Below are 15,791 nucleotides of genomic sequence, written 5' to 3'. Positions count from 1 at the left end.
CATGGTAAACAACGGAACCACCGGAATGGCCGGACTACTAATGGTGCTCGGCTGCCTCGGAACGACAACCAGCTGGGCCCAGGACGACGAAACCGACACCTCCTATCCAAAGCTCCTGGACTACAACACCCGGGCCAAGCTCAGCCTGATCAGCGAAGGTGACCGCAAGCTGGGCACCAACCCTGACTCCAGCACCAAGTCGGACGAAGTGGCGCTGGACCTCAAGCCCGAATGGGTCTGGCAACTGTCAGAGCACTGGCGTTCCAAACTTCGCGTCCAGGCGTTCGGGGCCACTGGCCAGGTGGATGTCAGCGACGAAATCGGCGGCACGGAAACCGACGCCTTCTTTGCCCTCAGGGAGTTCTGGTTCGATTACAACGGCCTCACCGACTACCCCGGGGAGTCCATCCGCTTCGGTCGTGAGCGGCTACAGGAAGACACTGGCCTGTGGTGGGACGATGACATCACCCTGACACGGTGGATTTTCAACACCACCCTGTTGGACACCACTGTCGGTATTGCCAACAAGATTTCCGAGGTACGTACCGATGTCAGCGAGCTGCCGGTCGAGGAGCAGGACATTGCCCGGGTCTTCGGTCAGACCCGCTGGCAATGGCACAAGGATCACTACCTCACTTTCCTGGTCACCCATGCCGAGCGCTACAGCAATGACCGTGATCTGGCAGCCGAGGGCGACAATGGCTTGCCCGAGCGAGTGACCGACTCACTGACCTGGGCCGGTACCCGGGCGGACAACGCCTACTTCGACTGGCACTCCCGCAGCTGGTTCCAGTATCTGGTTTCGGTGGCTGCCGTGAACGGCGACCAGTCCCGCGTGGATACCTCTGATACCGGCGCCTTGTCCCGGCAGGAGCAGGATGTCAGTGGCTGGGCCGCCGATATTGGTCTGAGGGCCCAGCTCGTGGAGAGTCCGCGCTGGACCGCAGGCGTCCACGGTGCCATTGCCTCCGGCGGAGATAACGGCGACGAGTCAGACGCCTTCCGCCAGACCGGTCTGGAGAGCAATCGGTCCCGGTACACCGGCACCCGATCCCAGGTCGCCCGGTTCGGTGAAGCCTTCCAGCCGGAGTGGAGCAACCTCAAGACAGTCACCGCCTACACCGCCCTCTCCAACCGGGACCAATGGGCGGCAAATCTGATCTATCACCGTTACTGGCTTGACGACCGGTTCGGGACTGTCACCTTTGACCTGGTCGAACCGGGATTCACCGGCACCAGCGACGATCTGGGCGAGTCCGTCGATCTGGTGCTGGGTTATTACGGTGATGACGGCGCTGCCTGGAACACCTTTGACGTGCGACTGCGCGGCGGGGTTTTCTTCCCGGGCGATGCCTATGGTCCGGGTGCAGACGACGCCCGTCATCGCGTCGTGCTCGATGTAGCGAAGCGATTCTAGGGAAACCGCCATGAAACACCATCAACTGTTGCGCATGCTGCCTCTTTATACCTGCGCCCTGCTGGTCCCCATGGCAGCTGCAGCGAATCTGGAAACCCGGCTGGAGCCATCGGAATCCGCGCCCCAGTACCAGCTGGAGGACTATCGGCTGCAGGTCGTGCCGGGCGAGGAGATTGCCACGGAGCTTCCTGAACTTCCGGACGTGTCGCAATACAACCGTGACGCCGTGGAGCAACAGCTGGCAGAACGCCCCGACGGTGCGCCACAGGTTTCCGTGCAGCGCATCGGCGATATCCCGGCCCTGGGGGATTTTGTCGATCAGGGCCGGGCCCGGGAGTGGGTAATCCGTCAGTACTCGCACCCAAAGGCGATCCTGGTGGAGGCCGGACGGACCACCCTCGATGACGTGTACGAGCAGGTCGACAATCCCCGTTACATGGAGCGCAACGACGACGGCTCCTACACGGTACGTCTGCCCCTGGTGGTGCAGCCGGACGCGGCGCTGGTGATCCGGGGCGAGACCCTGCGCCTGTCCGAGGAACGCGGCGCGTTCATGGCCAATGACGGCTGGCTGTTCGTGATCGACAGCACGATTACCGGCTGGCGGGAAAAGGCAAACGGGCCAGCCACCTTCATCAGGAAGTCCGAGTTCCGACCGTTCTTCGTCAGTTGGGGCGGCAGCGAGACCTTTGTGCTCGGCTCCACCTTCCAGCATCTCGGTTACAACCAGAGCAAGTCTTACGGCTTCACCGTCGCCCAGTACTCGGAGTACGACAACAAACGTCTGCAGCGGTCGGCACCGGAGGCCTGGCTGGTCGAGTCCACCTTCTCCGACATCTATTACGGCTTCTATTGCTACGAGGCTGAGAACGTCGCCATCGTGAACAACCTCTACCACGACAACATTGTCTATGGCATCGACCCCCATGACTACTCCAGCCATCTGCTGATCGCGGGGAACGAGGTTTACGGGACCCGGGAGAAACACGGCATCATCATTTCCCGGGAGGTGAACGACAGCTGGATCATTAACAACCACAGCCATGACAACGGTTTGTCGGGCATTGTGCTGGACCGGCAGAGCCGCCGTAACGTGGTTGCCAAAAACCTGGTTCACGACAACCAGGGCGACGGCATCGGTCTGTACGAATCGCCGGACAATCTGCTGTGGGGCAACCGGTTGATGAACAACCTGCGCAACGGTATCCGGGTGCGTAACAGTACCAATGTCCGGATCTACCACAACGTTGCCGCCCTGAATGGCACCTATGGCGTACTCGGCCAGGTCAAGGATCTGAGCGCAACCGACCGGAACTTCAAGGAAGACTACTACCACCAGGCGGTATCAATGACCATCGTCGGCGGCGACCTGGCCTCCAACACCAGTGGCCCGCTGGCCACGGATAACCCCCAGTACCTGGAACTTTATGATCTGAATATGCGCTTCCCGCGCTCGAACGTGGGCATTCACTTCGAAGGCCTGCTGGGCACCTATCAGACCGAGATCTTCGATGCGCTCCTGAACGGGCGCCATGCCGTACGGCTGACACCGAAACCCGTTTCCAACAACGGTAACGCCGGAGGCTGACCATGGTATTTTCATCCAATATCTTTCTGTTCCTGTTCCTGCCAGCGTTTCTTGGACTGTATTACCTGACGCCATTCCGTAATCGTTCCTGGATCATCCTGCTGGGCAGCTATGCGTTCTACGCCTGGTGGCGGGTGGATTTCCTGCTGCTGTTCGTCGCCGTCACACTCTGGAACTATGTGGTCGGCCTCGGCATCCATCACAGTGGCATCGGTACGGCCCGGGCCCGGAAATGGGTAGCCGTGGGTATCGCCGGCGATCTGGCAACATTGGGCTACTTCAAGTACGCCAACTTCGGTGTGGACAGCCTGAACGGCCTGTTCGTCTCCCTCGGCTATCAGCCGCTGGAACTGGCACATATCATTCTGCCCATCGGCATCTCCTTCTACATCTTCCAGGCCATTTCCTACGTGGTGGATGTGTACCGGGGTGATACCGAGCCAACCCGGCGGTTTGCCGACTTCGCCGCGTTCATCGCGCTCTTCCCGCAACTGATTGCCGGCCCGGTCCTGCGGTACAAGGACCTGGCAGACCAGTTCGCCTACCGGACCCATACCCTGGAAAAGTTCGGCGAAGGCGCCATCCGTTTCATGCAGGGCTTCATCAAAAAGGTGTTTATCGCCGATTCGATCGCACCACTGGCGGACGGTGCCTTCGCACTGTCGGATCCGAGTACCGCCGACGCCTGGCTCGGTATCCTGGCCTACACCGCCCAACTCTACTTCGATTTTTCCGGCTATTCGGACATGGCCATCGGGCTCGGCCTGATGATGGGCTTCCGTTTTGTCGAGAACTTCAACCAGCCCTACATCAGCCAGAGCATCACCGAATTCTGGCGGCGCTGGCACATCAGCCTGTCCAGCTGGCTGCGCGATTACCTGTACATCCCACTCGGAGGCAACCGGGGCGGCGTTTTCAGCACCTATCGCAACCTGTTGCTGACCATGCTGCTCGGAGGTCTCTGGCACGGGGCCAACTGGACCTTTCTGCTCTGGGGCGCCTGGCACGGCGGGCTGCTGGCGATCGAGCGGGCCCTGGGCGTATCCGGTGCACCCCGAAGCTTCCGGGTCAGTTGCTGGCTCATGACCTTCCTGTTCGTGATGATCGGCTGGGTGACCTTCCGGGCCTCCACCATCGGATCGGCCTTCGAGTTCTATGGTGCGATGTTCAGTTTCTCCGGCTTTGAACTGAGCAGCGCCTACCTGAAGGACATCCGCGGCCTCAACGTGGCGATTCTGGCGCTGGCCTACCTGATTGTCGTCGTCATGGGTATGAGGGACCGTTTTTCCTGGAGCCTCGAGGGGGGGCGTGCCACGCCATTGCGAGTGGTCCTGCCAACGCTTCTGTTGCCCGTTTTCCTGATGGCGGTGCTCAAGCTCTCCGCGGAAAGCTTCTCACCGTTCCTCTATTTCCAGTTCTGAGGTGATGCCATGACCAGGACTTCAAAAAAACTGACCGCCGGACTCTTTATCGTCACCGTCCTGACCCTGGGCGGGCTTTCCCTGCGTTCGCTCGCCAATTACGGGGGAGCCGAAAAGCTCGACCCCATCAACGGCGAGCTGGCGAGGGACCTGGAAAGCCACTACGACGACAGGTTCCCGGTCCGCGACCTCGGGACAAATGTCTGGGCGGCCATCAATTACCTTTTGTTCGAGGAAGGACGTCCCGGCGTGACCATCGGGCGCGAGAACTGGCTGTTCACCGATGAGGAGCTATTCTCGGCTACTGACAACCCGGAGCTGATCGACACCAATCTCGAGCGCGTGGCGGAAGTCAGCCGGTTCCTGCGTGCCCGGGACATCCCCCTGATCGTTCTGGTGGTACCGAGCAAAGCCCGCGTTTACGCCGAGAAGCTGGGTGATATCCGCCCTGCCCCCGAAATGCAGGGGCTGTACCCCCGATTCCTGGAACGCCTCGAATCGGAAGGCATCGCCGCGCCAAATCTGCTGGACAACCTGGAAAAGGCCGAGGGCCGGGGAACGCAAGTCTTCCTGCGCACCGACACCCATTGGTCCCCGGCGGGTGCAGAAGTCTTCGCACGGCACGCCTCAGGCTTCATCCGGCACATACAGGATGACCAGTCATGGGGAGAGCAGACGTTCGTCACCTCGCTCGGCGAACCGCTCAGGCACGAGGGTGATCTGCTCAACTATCTCCCTCTGGACCCGCTGTTCGAGGACCTGGGACCCAGTCCCGACCGCTTCAACAAGCGCGAAACCGTCAAGGCCAAAAGCGACGAGACGGCCAACGACCTGTTGTTCTCAGAGCAGCAGACCGACCTGGTGCTGGTCGGCACCAGCTACAGCGCCAATCCGCTCTGGGATTTCCCGGGGGCCCTTCGTCGGTACCTGGGCAAGGACCTGATAAACGTGGCCGAGGAAGGCCAGGGCCCATTCGAGCCCATGATCGAGTACCTCCAGTCCGGGGAATTCCGTTCCAACCGGCCGAGCCTGGTGCTCTGGGAGTTCCCGGAGCGATACCTGGCCCAGCCGATCGCCTCCGAGCAGGCACTGGCCTGGTTCGGAAACACCAGCCATCAACTGGCTGCTGCCACTAACCGCAATCAATCAATCCCTGAGGAGCACTGACATGCGTCCATTATTCAAAGCCCTGAGTCTGCTGCTGATATTTCTGCTCACTCCCCTGGCCGCACAGGCCGGTGAAGATGCCCTGTATGCGGCCGAAGCCCCGGATGGCGCGGCCTTCATCCGGGTCGTCAACGCTGACATCAAGGGCACGGTGCCCGAGGCTTCCATTGGCGGAAAATCCCTCAACGACATCGAGCCCCTGCAGGCAAGTCCTTACATCTACCTGCCCGAGGGCGGGTATCAGCTGTCTGTCGCCGGCCGCTCAGCCCGGGTAACCATGAAAAAGAACCAGTTCTACACGGCGGTGGTGATGGATTCCGGCGAAGTCATGGTTCTTGAGGACAAAGCCTTCAACAACCCGCGCAAGGCTCTGATCTCCTTCTACAACCTGACACCTGACTCGCCCGTCTCACTCAAGACTGCCGACGGCAAGGTCGAAGTGATCCAGGGTCTGGGCTCCATGGATGTGGCTAACCGCGAAATCAACGCGGTCAAGGTATCCCTTGGCGCATTTGACGATGGCCAGGCGCTGGCCACCACTCCGCCGGTCAATCTGCAGCGCGGCAAGGTCTTCAGCTTCTTCATCCTTGAAGTGGAAGGCTCACCACGGCTGATCGTGAGCGAGAACAAGGTGGACACCTCGATTTAAGCCGTGACAGGGCAAAGAGATATCCCGTGAAACAAGTGGAGACGGTATTCATGCACCGCATCAGCAAGCGTGCACTCCGCCTTGCCCCCTGGCCGGGGCGTTTTCTGGCGGCGGTTCTGGCCGGGATTGCGCTCGGCCTGCCGGACGCGTCGGCGGCGGAGTTCCCGGAGTACGAGGTCGCAGCAGGGCTCGACCTCTGTCCGGCAGCTTCCCGGCTTGAGTCCTATGACACCAGTTACCTGAAGAACTTCAATGTTCTCGTCGATGGCAAGGACGGCTGGCTGTTCCGGTCGGATGCCGAGCTGCCTGAGCACTTCGGTCCGAGCCCGGAAGGGCTCGTCCATCTGAGACGGCTGGCCCGTCACCTGAAACAGACCACCGGGACGGAGCTGGTCATGGTGTTCCAGCCCACCAAGGGCCTGGTCCATCCGGACAAGCTTCCCGAGTATATACCGGTTTCTTTCTCCTGGCCCTTTGCGCGGACCAACTATGTCGCAGCACTGGAGCGCTTCCGCTCGGCCGGACTGGTAGTTCCCGACCTCAGTCCGCTGCTCCGGGAAAAGGACAGTGAGCAGGCCTACTACTTCAAACGCGATCACCATTGGACGCCCTACGGTGCCCAGCGCACAGCAAAACTGGTAGCCGAGCGGATCAAGCAGATGCCTGCCTACGAAGCTTTGTCCAAACAGAGCTTCGAAACCCGGCGAACCGGACTGATCCGAAAAGACGGATCCCTTCAGGATGCCGCCCGCAGGATTTGCGGCCAGACCTGGCCGACACAGTACGTGGACGAGTTCCGTACCCAGGCCGCCGGCACTCTGGAATCGTCCGAGGCCAGCGCCCTGTTCGGCGAGGATACGCTGCCCCCCATCACCCTGGTGGGCACCAGCAACAGCAAGGGTGCCCAGGACTACAACTTCGTCGGTTACCTGCAGGAATACCTCGGCGTGGAAATCCTGAACGTTGCGGTTGCCGGGGGCAGCTACGATGGTTCCATCTTCGAGTACCTGATGTCCGACAACTTCCGGCAATCACCACCAAAGATCCTGATCTGGGAATTGCCGGCCTACCACACCGTCGACAGCGTGGAGTTCTATCGGCAGGTGGTTCCCATGGTGACCGACGGCTGCAATGGCAGTGAGCCGGTCTTGCAAAACACCTCCAAGGTCACCGCTGGAACCACGGAAGTGCTGTTCAACGGCGGTGGTGAATTCCTGGAGCTGCCGAGCGATGAATACCTCATCGAACTCCAGTTCAGCGATCCGAAAGTCAAGGAACTGGACGCCTTCATCTGGTTTGTGTTCGGCCGCAAGGACCGGATCGATCTGGAATACGGGTCCCGGGTCGAGACCACGGGACGTTTCATGTTCGAACTGCCCACCGGCGAGAGCTGGAACGACGAGCTGCTCATGTCCCTTGACCTGGCGCTCGATCCTGAACAAGTCACCGAGGACCTGACGGTCACCGCAAAAGTCTGCCGCCGTCAGGACATTTAAGCCGTACACCCACTGTGACAGGAGAGTTGCGTTATGAGTACGGAAGATCCAAGACGAATTCCCAGAGCCTGGCGCGCCCTGATACCGGCGACGGTGCTGGGCCTGGTCGGCACGCCCGCCCTCAATGCCGCGGAATGCCCCACCGAGGGCCTTCGGGCACCTCTGGGTTACTACCAGTTCCCCGAGCCACGGGACGCCGGCGACTACGATTGCGAGATGGTGTCGCCCCATACCGGTGACATGGACTTCACCAGCAAGTACGAGGGCAGCGACAGCGCCCGCAATGAACTCAACGAGACGGCCTACCAGGAGTATCTGGAAGCATCGGAGAAGATCCGAAACTTCGAGAAGGTCGTCATTGCCGCCGCTGACGACTACCAGGTGGATGGCGACGGCCCCGCCGCACGGGACTGCGTGCTGGACAACCTGGAACAGTGGGCCAGCGCCGAAGCCCTGTTGCCGGAGAACATCAATCATGTTGGCCAGGCGGTGCGCAAATGGGCACTGGCGGCATCGGCCAACGCCTACCTGCGGGTGAAGCTGTCCTCCAGCGAAACCGCCCTGGAACCGGAGCGGATGGACCGCATCGAGGACTGGCTCTCCCGGGTGGTCGGTGGCGTGCGCGAGTACTACACCGATCGCGAGCCCAGGAAGGTGAACAATCACGACTACTGGGCCGCCTGGGCGGTCATGTCCGCATCTGTGGCTACCGGAGATTGTGACAGCTGGTCCTGGTCCCTTGCCAAGTTTGACGAGGCCATGGGCCAGATCACCTCCGACGGATACCTCCCCAAGGAACTGAGCCGGGAAGATCGCGCTCTGGAGTATCTGAACTACGCCATGCAGCCACTGACCCTCCTGGCGGTGTTCGCCGAGGTGAACGACACGACGGTCTACGAAGGAAACCGGGAGCGGTTCGTGAAGCTGGCGCAGAACGTGGTGGACGGCCTGGAAGAGCCAGACCGGATTGCCGCGGTCAACGGCCACGAACAGATCACCAAGGGGCTCTATACCGGCTGGGGCCTGGCCTGGATGCGCCCCTGGACCGAAACCTGGAGTGGCCTGCCGGGCATGGCCTCCTTCCTGGAGGAATACGGCCCGATGAAGAGCACCCGCCTTGGTGGGGACATCGAGTTTCTGTACGGCATCGAACCGCTCTGGCCCGATGGGACAGACCCCTTCCCCCCGACGGACCTTCGCATCAACGGACACACAACCAACGGCTGACCAATAGCACCGACCCAGGTCAGAAAACCGCCCGGGCCAGATACCGGGCCTTCAAGAAGCAAGGAAAGGAGCAGGACTATGATTCCAGTGATACTATCAGGTGGCACAGGCTCCCGGCTTTGGCCGTTATCGCGCCGTGCCTACCCCAAGCAGTTTCTTCCCCTGCTGGACGAGCAAAGCATGTTCCAGCAGACCCTGGCCCGCCTCCCCGAAACGGAGGTTGAGGCACCCGTAATTGTTGCCAATGAGGACCACCGTTTTCTGGTTCAGGAGCAGCTCAGCGCCATCGGCAAAACACCAGAAACCATTCTGCTGGAGCCGTTTGGTCGCAACACCGCACCGGCCGTGGCACTGGCAGCTATCGAGATAGCCCGAACGAACCCGAAGGCCATCATGCTGGTATTGCCGGCGGACCATGCCATTGATCAGACCGAGCCCTTCCACAAAGCCATAGCGGAGGGCATGAAGGTTGCCAGGGACGGTAACCTGGTGCTGTTCGGCATCACCCCGGATCGCCCGGAGACCGGTTACGGTTATGTCGCCGCAGGTAACCCGGAGCTTAAACCCAACGAGCCGCGTCCAGTCCGCCGGTTTGTTGAAAAACCGGATGCGGCCACAGCCCGGTCGCTGCTCGAGGAGGGTGGCTACTACTGGAACAGCGGCATGTTCATGTTCCGGGCCGACGTCTATCTCGCGGAGCTGAAAAAACACAGCCGCGATATCTATGACACCGTCATGCTCGCTGCCCGCTCCCTGGAGCAGGACATGGGTTTCAAGCGGATTCCCGCCGAAATCTTCGCACACTGCCCCAAGGACTCCATCGACTACGCGGTGATGGAGAAAACCACGCGCGCCACCCTGGTGCCCCTGGATGCCGGCTGGAACGATGTCGGCGCCTGGTCCTCGATCTGGGACATCAGCAAAAAGGATGAGCGGCGCAATGCGGTATACAGCGACGCCTGCCTGAGGGAGACCTCCGGCTGCCTGGTCCACGCACCGGACAAACTGGTGGCCATGGTCGGCGTGGAGGATCTGGTTGTGGTAGACACCAAGGATGCGCTGATGGTGGCCCGCCGGGATTGCGTCCAGGACGTCAAGCACGTCGTCAACGATCTCAAGTCACAGGCAAGGCCGGAAACCGAAGTACATCGGGAAGTGTTCCGGCCCTGGGGCAGCTACGACAGCATCGACAACGGCAACCGGTTCCAGGTCAAACGGATCACCGTCAAACCCGGCGAGAAGCTATCCCTGCAGAAGCACCATCACCGGGCTGAACACTGGATCATCGTTCGCGGCACCGCCGAAGTGACCCGGGACGAGGAAACCTTCCTGCTCTCGGAGAACGAGTCCACCTATATACCCATCGGTTCGGTCCATCGCCTGTTCAATCCCGGCAAGATTCCCCTGGAACTGATCGAGGTCCAGTCCGGCGCCTATCTGGGTGAAGACGATATTGAGCGCCTCGACGACCAGTACGGACGTACGGCCCAAGAGTCTGACACCAGTCAGGACGATGTGGAGGAGGAAGCCATCCCGGTCATGATGACCCGGGCCTGAAACCAGGGCCCGGCCCCTGCGGGACGGGCCCGTTTTTAACGAAATCCAGAGGAGACTGATCATGGACCTTGAATGCTTCAAAGCCTATGACATCCGGGGAAAGGTACCGGATCAACTCAATCCCGAACTGGCCGAGCGTATTGGTCGGTCCTATGTGGAGGTCACCGGTGCCCGCAAGGTGATCGTCGGCTATGACATCCGCCTGTCCAGCCCCGAAATTGCGGCTGCACTCAGCGAAGGACTGCGCACGGCCGGTGCCAATGTGTTCAGTATCGGCCAGTGCGGTACCGAGCAGGTGTACTTCGCGACCAGCCATTTCGGCATGGATGGCGGCATCATGGTAACCGCGAGCCATAACCCCAAGGATTACAACGGCATGAAGATGGTCGGCCCGAATGCCCGCCCGATCAGTTCAACCAACGGTCTGCTCGCCATCCGGGAAGGTTGCCGGGAACCCCTGGGCAATGCCCGCCAGCCAGGCGAACTTTTCCAAATCGATGCCATGAAACCCTACATTGAGCACCTTCTGGGCTACATCGACCGGGATACCCTGACACCCCTGAGTATCGTGGTGAATCCCGGCAATGGCGGTGCCGGCGAGGTCATCGATGCTCTCGATCCGCATCTGCCGTTCCAGTTCCATCGTGTTCACCATGCGCCCGACGGCAACTTTCCCAACGGCGTTCCGAACCCGTTGCTACCGGAAAACCGGACGCCCACTTCAATGGCCGTTACTGCCAGCAATGCCGCCATGGGCATCGCCTGGGATGGGGATTTTGACCGCTGCTTCTTCTTCGACGAGAAAGGCCGGTTCATCGAGGGCTATTACATCGTCGGCCTGCTCGCGGACCAGTTCCTGCGCAAGACCGGTGGTGGCAAGGTAATCCATGACCCGCGTCTGACCTGGAACACCCGCGAACTTGTTCAGAAAGCGCGCGGAGAACCCATCGAAAGCAAAACGGGCCATGCCTTCATCAAGCAGCGCATGCGCGAAGAAGACGCCATTTACGGTGGCGAGATGAGTGCCCATCATTATTTCCGGGATTTTGCCTACTGCGACAGCGGCATGATCCCCTGGCTGCTGGTAGCCGAGCGCCTGTGCCAGTCCGGTGTGGCGCTGTCTTCATTGATCGACGCCCGAATCGAGGCCTTTCCCGCCAGCGGCGAGATCAATCGCACGGTAAAAGACCCGGAGAGCATCCTGCAGGGCATCGAGCGCCGGTATCTGGAAGAAGCCCTGTCGGTAACGCACACCGATGGCCTGAGCATGGAGTTCCAGCGATGGCGCTTCAATCTGCGCATGTCCAACACCGAACCGGTAATCCGGCTGAACGTGGAGAGCCGGGGTGATATTGAACTGATGAAATCGTTTACCCGATCCCTGCTCGATGACATCGAAGAAATCGATGGCCAGACGCAGAAGCAGTCGCAGATCAGCGTCGCCATCTGAATCTGGACAACCTGGCCCTCGCCAGCGGGGCGCCAGGTTATTTCTTCCGAGCGGAGCCGCATGGCACTGGATAAAAAACCGCCAATCGGCGATAATTCCGGAACGTTTCCTGTTCCGAAATTCTTACTTTACCGCCCAGTATCATGACATTTTTACAAGTAGCCCAGACACTTATCTTTATTATTATTCTCCTCAACACCGTACACCTGTTACCTGTGTTGGGACGCACTCTGGTAGGACCGGCCAACACTCTTCAGCCGGGATTTCATTACAGCATCCTCGGCATCCGGCTCCTGCGTAACGGCATCGTCCTGATTCTGGTGCCCGCCACTGCGGCGCCAAACCCCGAGATTCACGTCATGGTGCCTTTCGGCATTTTTGTGTTCCTGATGCTCGCCGGCATCAACGGTCTGCTGACACAGCTGCAGAAACGCAGCCTTATGGAGTGGTCCGAGGATCGTTACGGGACTGAGTGATCCGGACTTTCCTGAAACTGCAATAAGGCGTTCACGGTTTGGGTATAGGGTGCCGGAATGCGGAGACGTCCACAGCGTCTGAGCACCGCCCCGGCAATACTGTCCAACTCCAGCGGCCTGCCCTTCTCCTTGTCCACCAGCATGGACGTCTTGATGGCGTTGAAATTGCTGATCAGGTCAAACATCTCTTCCAGATCCTTCTGGCCGAGATTTACCCCATCGGCTTTTGAGGCCTCCACAGTCTCCGCCATCATGCCGTAGACGATCTTGCCGAACTCCGGGTGATGGGTCAGGCTGCGGGTATCCAGGCCAGTCAGGGCCGAGAGCGGATTGACGCCATTGTTAATGACCAGCTTACGCCAGAGTTCGTAGCGGATATCGTCGGTAACCGTGGTGGGAATGCCGGCTTCATTGAAGGCACTCTCAAGGTGGTCGAGCAGCGGTAATCGGGCATCGTCGTGCTCACCTGTTTTCGGCCACGCCCCCATAACGATCTGGGCGACGCCCTCGGCGAACACTTTACCGGGCTCGACGATGTGCCCCCCGATACGCACCGCCAGGCCGCCCAGCACGCGGTTTTCTCCGACGACATCGGCAATCAGCGGCTCATTGTCCACGCCGTTTTGCAGAGAGAGCACCGGAACGGAGCCGGCCCGGAGCCAGTCGCCGAGTTCCTTCATCACCGGTCCGGTCGCAGTGGACTTCAACGCAACCGCAACCAGATCAAAATCATTCGGCTGATAATTCCGAACCAGTGCTGCGTGATCCACCGCCGGCAACCGGCAATCCAGCTTCTCGCCCTCGTAATCAACCCGAAGCCCCGCGCTTTGCAGGGCTGTCAGGTGTTCACCCCGGGCGGTGAGCACTACCGAGTGACCCGCTTTAGCAAGCCGAGCCGCGTAATAGGCGCCGATCCCGCCGGCGCCGATGATCAATATTTTAAAGGACATGGTGTGAGATCCTTGTGTTGAATGGCCGTCACTTTACTACATTCGTAACTTCCATAAGTCCGGTCGAGACAGCCCGAAGCGGTACAACACCCCGGCAATCACCGCCACCACAGCCCCCGACAGGGCAAAGGACACGTCAAAACCACCCGCCTCCAGGACCGCACCGAACAGTAACGGAGCCAGGAAGTGGATCGCCCGGTTGGCCATCAGCCGCATACCGAGCGCCCCGGCCCGCTGGGCTTTTTCGACACTTTCCGCCAGCACCACCATTGACAACGGCTGGCACAGGCCTGCTCCGAGTCCAACCAGAACCGACAACAGCGCCACGAAGGGTACATTCCCGGCAAATCCGAGGCACCCGAGCCCGAGCGAGAGCGTGCCGAGGGACAGGTAGGTCGCGTTCTCCCGACCGCCCACCAAAACAATGATCCTCGGAATGAACGGGCGTGCGAGCATGGACACACCCGCCCGCAGGCTGACCAGAACACCGATCACCGCAGCGCTCATTTCGAGACTGTCGAGATACACCGGGAGGTAACTGCCATACACGCCCAGCGCGAACATGCCGGCGATCGTGATCAGCACGGAAATCTGCACGCCGGTATTCGCCCGCACCAGCCTGGACTGGGCCCGGAACCCCGTTTGCGATCGGGCTACCCGCTCGCCCCGGCTCGCCTCGCCAGTGAGCAGCAGCCCGGTGATTCCACCAGCCAGGGCGATGGCGGCCATCACCAGGAAAAGGCTGCCAATCCCGCCCGCCAACTCGATCCAGCCTCCGGCCAGCAGGGGCCCAATCACCTGGCCGCCCGACAGCCAGGTCGCATACCACCCGAAATAGCCTTCCAACCTGGGCCCCGTCGCCAGCGACGAGATCACGGTCTGCGCGGAAAGCACCATCTGAAGGTGGGCCAACCCAACCAGCAACTGGCCGGCAATCAGGCCATAGAAACCCGGCAGCGCCTGCATCAACACCAGCCCCACTACCATGACCAGCGCGCCCGCCACCAGGGTCACCCGACCGCCATGCCGGGTGACTACACCGCCCAGTGGAATCGCCAGCAGAAACGGGAGCAGGTACTGGGAACTCAGCACCACCCCCAGCATCAGTGGGGTCGCGCCCAACTCCAGGCCATAGACCGGAACCGTCACCTGCAACATCGAGTAGACGACGAAACAGAACGTCAGCGATACGCAGACGGCCACGAAATTTCGTTTGGTCTCGTCAGCAGACAAGAGCGTAATCTCCACGGAAAGGGTTTATCGGTCGTTTGCCTTGCGGCCACTGAACCGATTATTGTGACTTGTTTCGTATCCTACCTGAAAGCCAGAAATCAGAGAGACCCCATGAATCCAACCATTGAACTCATCAAATCCCACCGCTCCATCCGCAAGTTCAAAGATCAGAAGATCCCCCGTGAGCTGCTGGAAGAGCTGGTTCGCGCCGGCCAGTGCGCCGCCACGTCCAACCATGTGCAAGCCTACTCCATCATCCACGTGGTCAATCCGGAGAACCGCCAGAGGATTTCTGAACTGGCCGGTGGCCAGGCCCATGTGGTGGAAGCTTCGGATTTCCTGGTTTTCTGCGCCGACATGAAGCGTTCCACCGAAGCCGCGGAGCGGGCGGGCGCCGACGTGGTCCGGGGTATGACCGAGCAGCTGGTGGTGGCCAGTGTGGACGCCGCCCTGATGGCCCAGAACGTGGCGGTTGCCGCCGAATCCGAGGGCCTGGGGCTGTGTTACGTAGGCGGGATCCGGAATGATCCGGCCCAGGTGGCCGAGATTCTGAAGTTGCCGGAGCATGTCTACCCGGTGTTCGGCATGAGCCTTGGCTACCCGGATCAGAATCCGGAAGTGAAGCCCCGGCTGCCGCTGGAGACCATCCTCAAGGAAGATTACTACGACGGCAGCAAGGACGAGGAGCAGATCGCCGGGTTCGACGACACCATGCACCAGTATTACCTGGACCGCACCGGTGGCAACAAGGATTCCAACTGGTCAAAGGAGCTGAAGCCGCTGTTCACCACCAAGCTGCGCCCGCACATGAAGGAATTCCTCAACAAGCGCGGGTTCGGGGTCAAGTAAACCCGACCGCTTCAGGCGTCCTCAAGGATGAGGACCACCAGCTCCTTCGGACCATGGGCGCCGTAGGCCAGGACCTGCTCGATATCCGCGGTCTTCGAAATCGTCCGGCCTTGGGATGGAGCCGGCCAGGCCGGTGCGAAGCTTGTTCAGGATATTGCTGCGGGCGCTCATGTTACTGCCCTCCGTTACGGGCCAGGTGCTCCCGGGCCAGATCATGCAGGGAACGTTTCGCCGGAACCGGCGCGGTGTGGTTGTTGGTCCAGGGACCGACGTTTTTCGGTGTCAGTTTGCAGAACCGGGTGGCGCCCCAC

At 60.6% G+C, this 15,791-nt stretch carries 14 protein-coding genes and 1 pseudogene; 11 read left to right on the top strand and 4 right to left on the bottom strand.

Features of this window, described 5'->3' with window-relative positions; genetic code table 11:
* Nucleotide 1 precedes the first annotated feature (1 nt).
* From R6W86_RS12260 to R6W86_RS12215, 10 genes are all read left to right on the top strand, one after another.
* On the top strand, nt 2-1,417 hold the full coding sequence (locus R6W86_RS12260) for an alginate export family protein (protein ID WP_410329648.1): 1,416 nt from the start codon (nt 2-4) through the stop codon (nt 1,415-1,417).
* Between the two features lie 10 nt (nt 1,418-1,427).
* Nucleotides 1,428-3,005 (top strand): right-handed parallel beta-helix repeat-containing protein, encoded by a 1,578-nt coding sequence (locus R6W86_RS12255; protein WP_410329647.1) that lies wholly within the window; start codon nt 1,428-1,430, stop codon nt 3,003-3,005.
* A gap of 2 nt (nt 3,006-3,007) precedes the next feature.
* Nucleotides 3,008-4,426, top strand: coding sequence for an MBOAT family O-acyltransferase (locus R6W86_RS12250; RefSeq protein ID WP_410329646.1), 1,419 nt, complete (start codon nt 3,008-3,010; stop codon nt 4,424-4,426).
* Between the two features lie 9 nt (nt 4,427-4,435).
* Nucleotides 4,436-5,593, top strand: coding sequence for an alginate O-acetyltransferase (locus tag R6W86_RS12245; RefSeq protein WP_410329645.1), 1,158 nt, complete (start codon nt 4,436-4,438; stop codon nt 5,591-5,593).
* A 1-nt stretch (nt 5,594) separates the two neighbouring features.
* Nucleotides 5,595-6,242, top strand: a complete 648-nt coding sequence (locus R6W86_RS12240; protein WP_410329644.1) for an alginate O-acetyltransferase AlgF — start codon at nt 5,595-5,597, stop codon at nt 6,240-6,242.
* Between the two features lie 26 nt (nt 6,243-6,268).
* Nucleotides 6,269-7,738: an alginate O-acetyltransferase AlgX-related protein gene (locus R6W86_RS12235; protein WP_410329643.1), complete on the top strand. Its 1,470-nt coding sequence runs from the start codon at nt 6,269-6,271 to the stop codon at nt 7,736-7,738.
* A 33-nt stretch (nt 7,739-7,771) separates the two neighbouring features.
* Nucleotides 7,772-8,965 (top strand): alginate lyase family protein, encoded by a 1,194-nt coding sequence (locus R6W86_RS12230; RefSeq protein ID WP_410329642.1) that lies wholly within the window; start codon nt 7,772-7,774, stop codon nt 8,963-8,965.
* A 78-nt stretch (nt 8,966-9,043) separates the two neighbouring features.
* The gene (locus R6W86_RS12225; protein WP_410329641.1) at nt 9,044-10,522 is read left to right on the top strand and encodes a mannose-1-phosphate guanylyltransferase/mannose-6-phosphate isomerase; all 1,479 of its coding nucleotides are present in this window, start codon (nt 9,044-9,046) and stop codon (nt 10,520-10,522) included.
* 61 nt (nt 10,523-10,583) lie between these two features.
* Nucleotides 10,584-11,972 carry a phosphomannomutase gene (locus tag R6W86_RS12220; RefSeq protein ID WP_410329640.1) on the top strand — a complete coding sequence of 463 codons (1,389 nt, stop codon included), beginning with the start codon at nt 10,584-10,586 and terminating at the stop codon, nt 11,970-11,972.
* A gap of 143 nt (nt 11,973-12,115) precedes the next feature.
* Nucleotides 12,116-12,448 carry a hypothetical protein gene (locus tag R6W86_RS12215; RefSeq protein WP_410329639.1) on the top strand — a complete coding sequence of 111 codons (333 nt, stop codon included), beginning with the start codon at nt 12,116-12,118 and terminating at the stop codon, nt 12,446-12,448.
* On the opposite strand, the gene R6W86_RS12210 is transcribed toward R6W86_RS12215, so the two are convergent.
* The gene (locus R6W86_RS12210) at nt 12,433-13,398 is read right to left on the bottom strand and encodes a ketopantoate reductase family protein (RefSeq protein WP_410329638.1); all 966 of its coding nucleotides are present in this window, start codon (nt 13,396-13,398) and stop codon (nt 12,433-12,435) included. The two genes, R6W86_RS12215 and R6W86_RS12210, sit on opposite strands and share 16 nt — an antisense overlap.
* A 36-nt stretch (nt 13,399-13,434) precedes the next feature.
* Nucleotides 13,435-14,631, bottom strand: a complete 1,197-nt coding sequence (locus R6W86_RS12205; protein ID WP_410329637.1) for an MFS transporter — start codon at nt 14,629-14,631, stop codon at nt 13,435-13,437.
* Nucleotides 14,632-14,742: 111 nt separating this feature from the next.
* Between R6W86_RS12205 and nfsA the strand changes: the two genes are divergently transcribed.
* Entirely contained in the window at nt 14,743-15,480 is a 738-nt protein-coding gene (nfsA, locus tag R6W86_RS12200) for an oxygen-insensitive NADPH nitroreductase (RefSeq protein ID WP_410329636.1), read from the top strand.
* An 11-nt stretch (nt 15,481-15,491) separates the two neighbouring features.
* On the opposite strand, the pseudogene R6W86_RS12195 reads toward nfsA, so the two are convergent.
* A pseudogene (locus R6W86_RS12195) lies at nt 15,492-15,578 on the bottom strand (LUD domain-containing protein); the annotation flags it as partial.
* A gap of 74 nt (nt 15,579-15,652) precedes the next feature.
* Nucleotides 15,653-15,791, bottom strand: a 139-nt coding sequence (locus tag R6W86_RS12190; protein WP_410329719.1) for a lactate utilisation protein LutB domain-containing protein, incomplete at its 5' end; no start/stop codon positions are given.

Origin of the sequence: Marinobacter sp., from assembly GCF_046484525.1 — a bacterium.
In the GTDB taxonomy this organism is placed as follows: domain Bacteria; phylum Pseudomonadota; class Gammaproteobacteria; order Pseudomonadales; family Oleiphilaceae; genus Marinobacter.
Note: the sequence above shows the minus strand (reverse complement) of the source record. Positions and strands in the feature narration are given on the sequence as shown.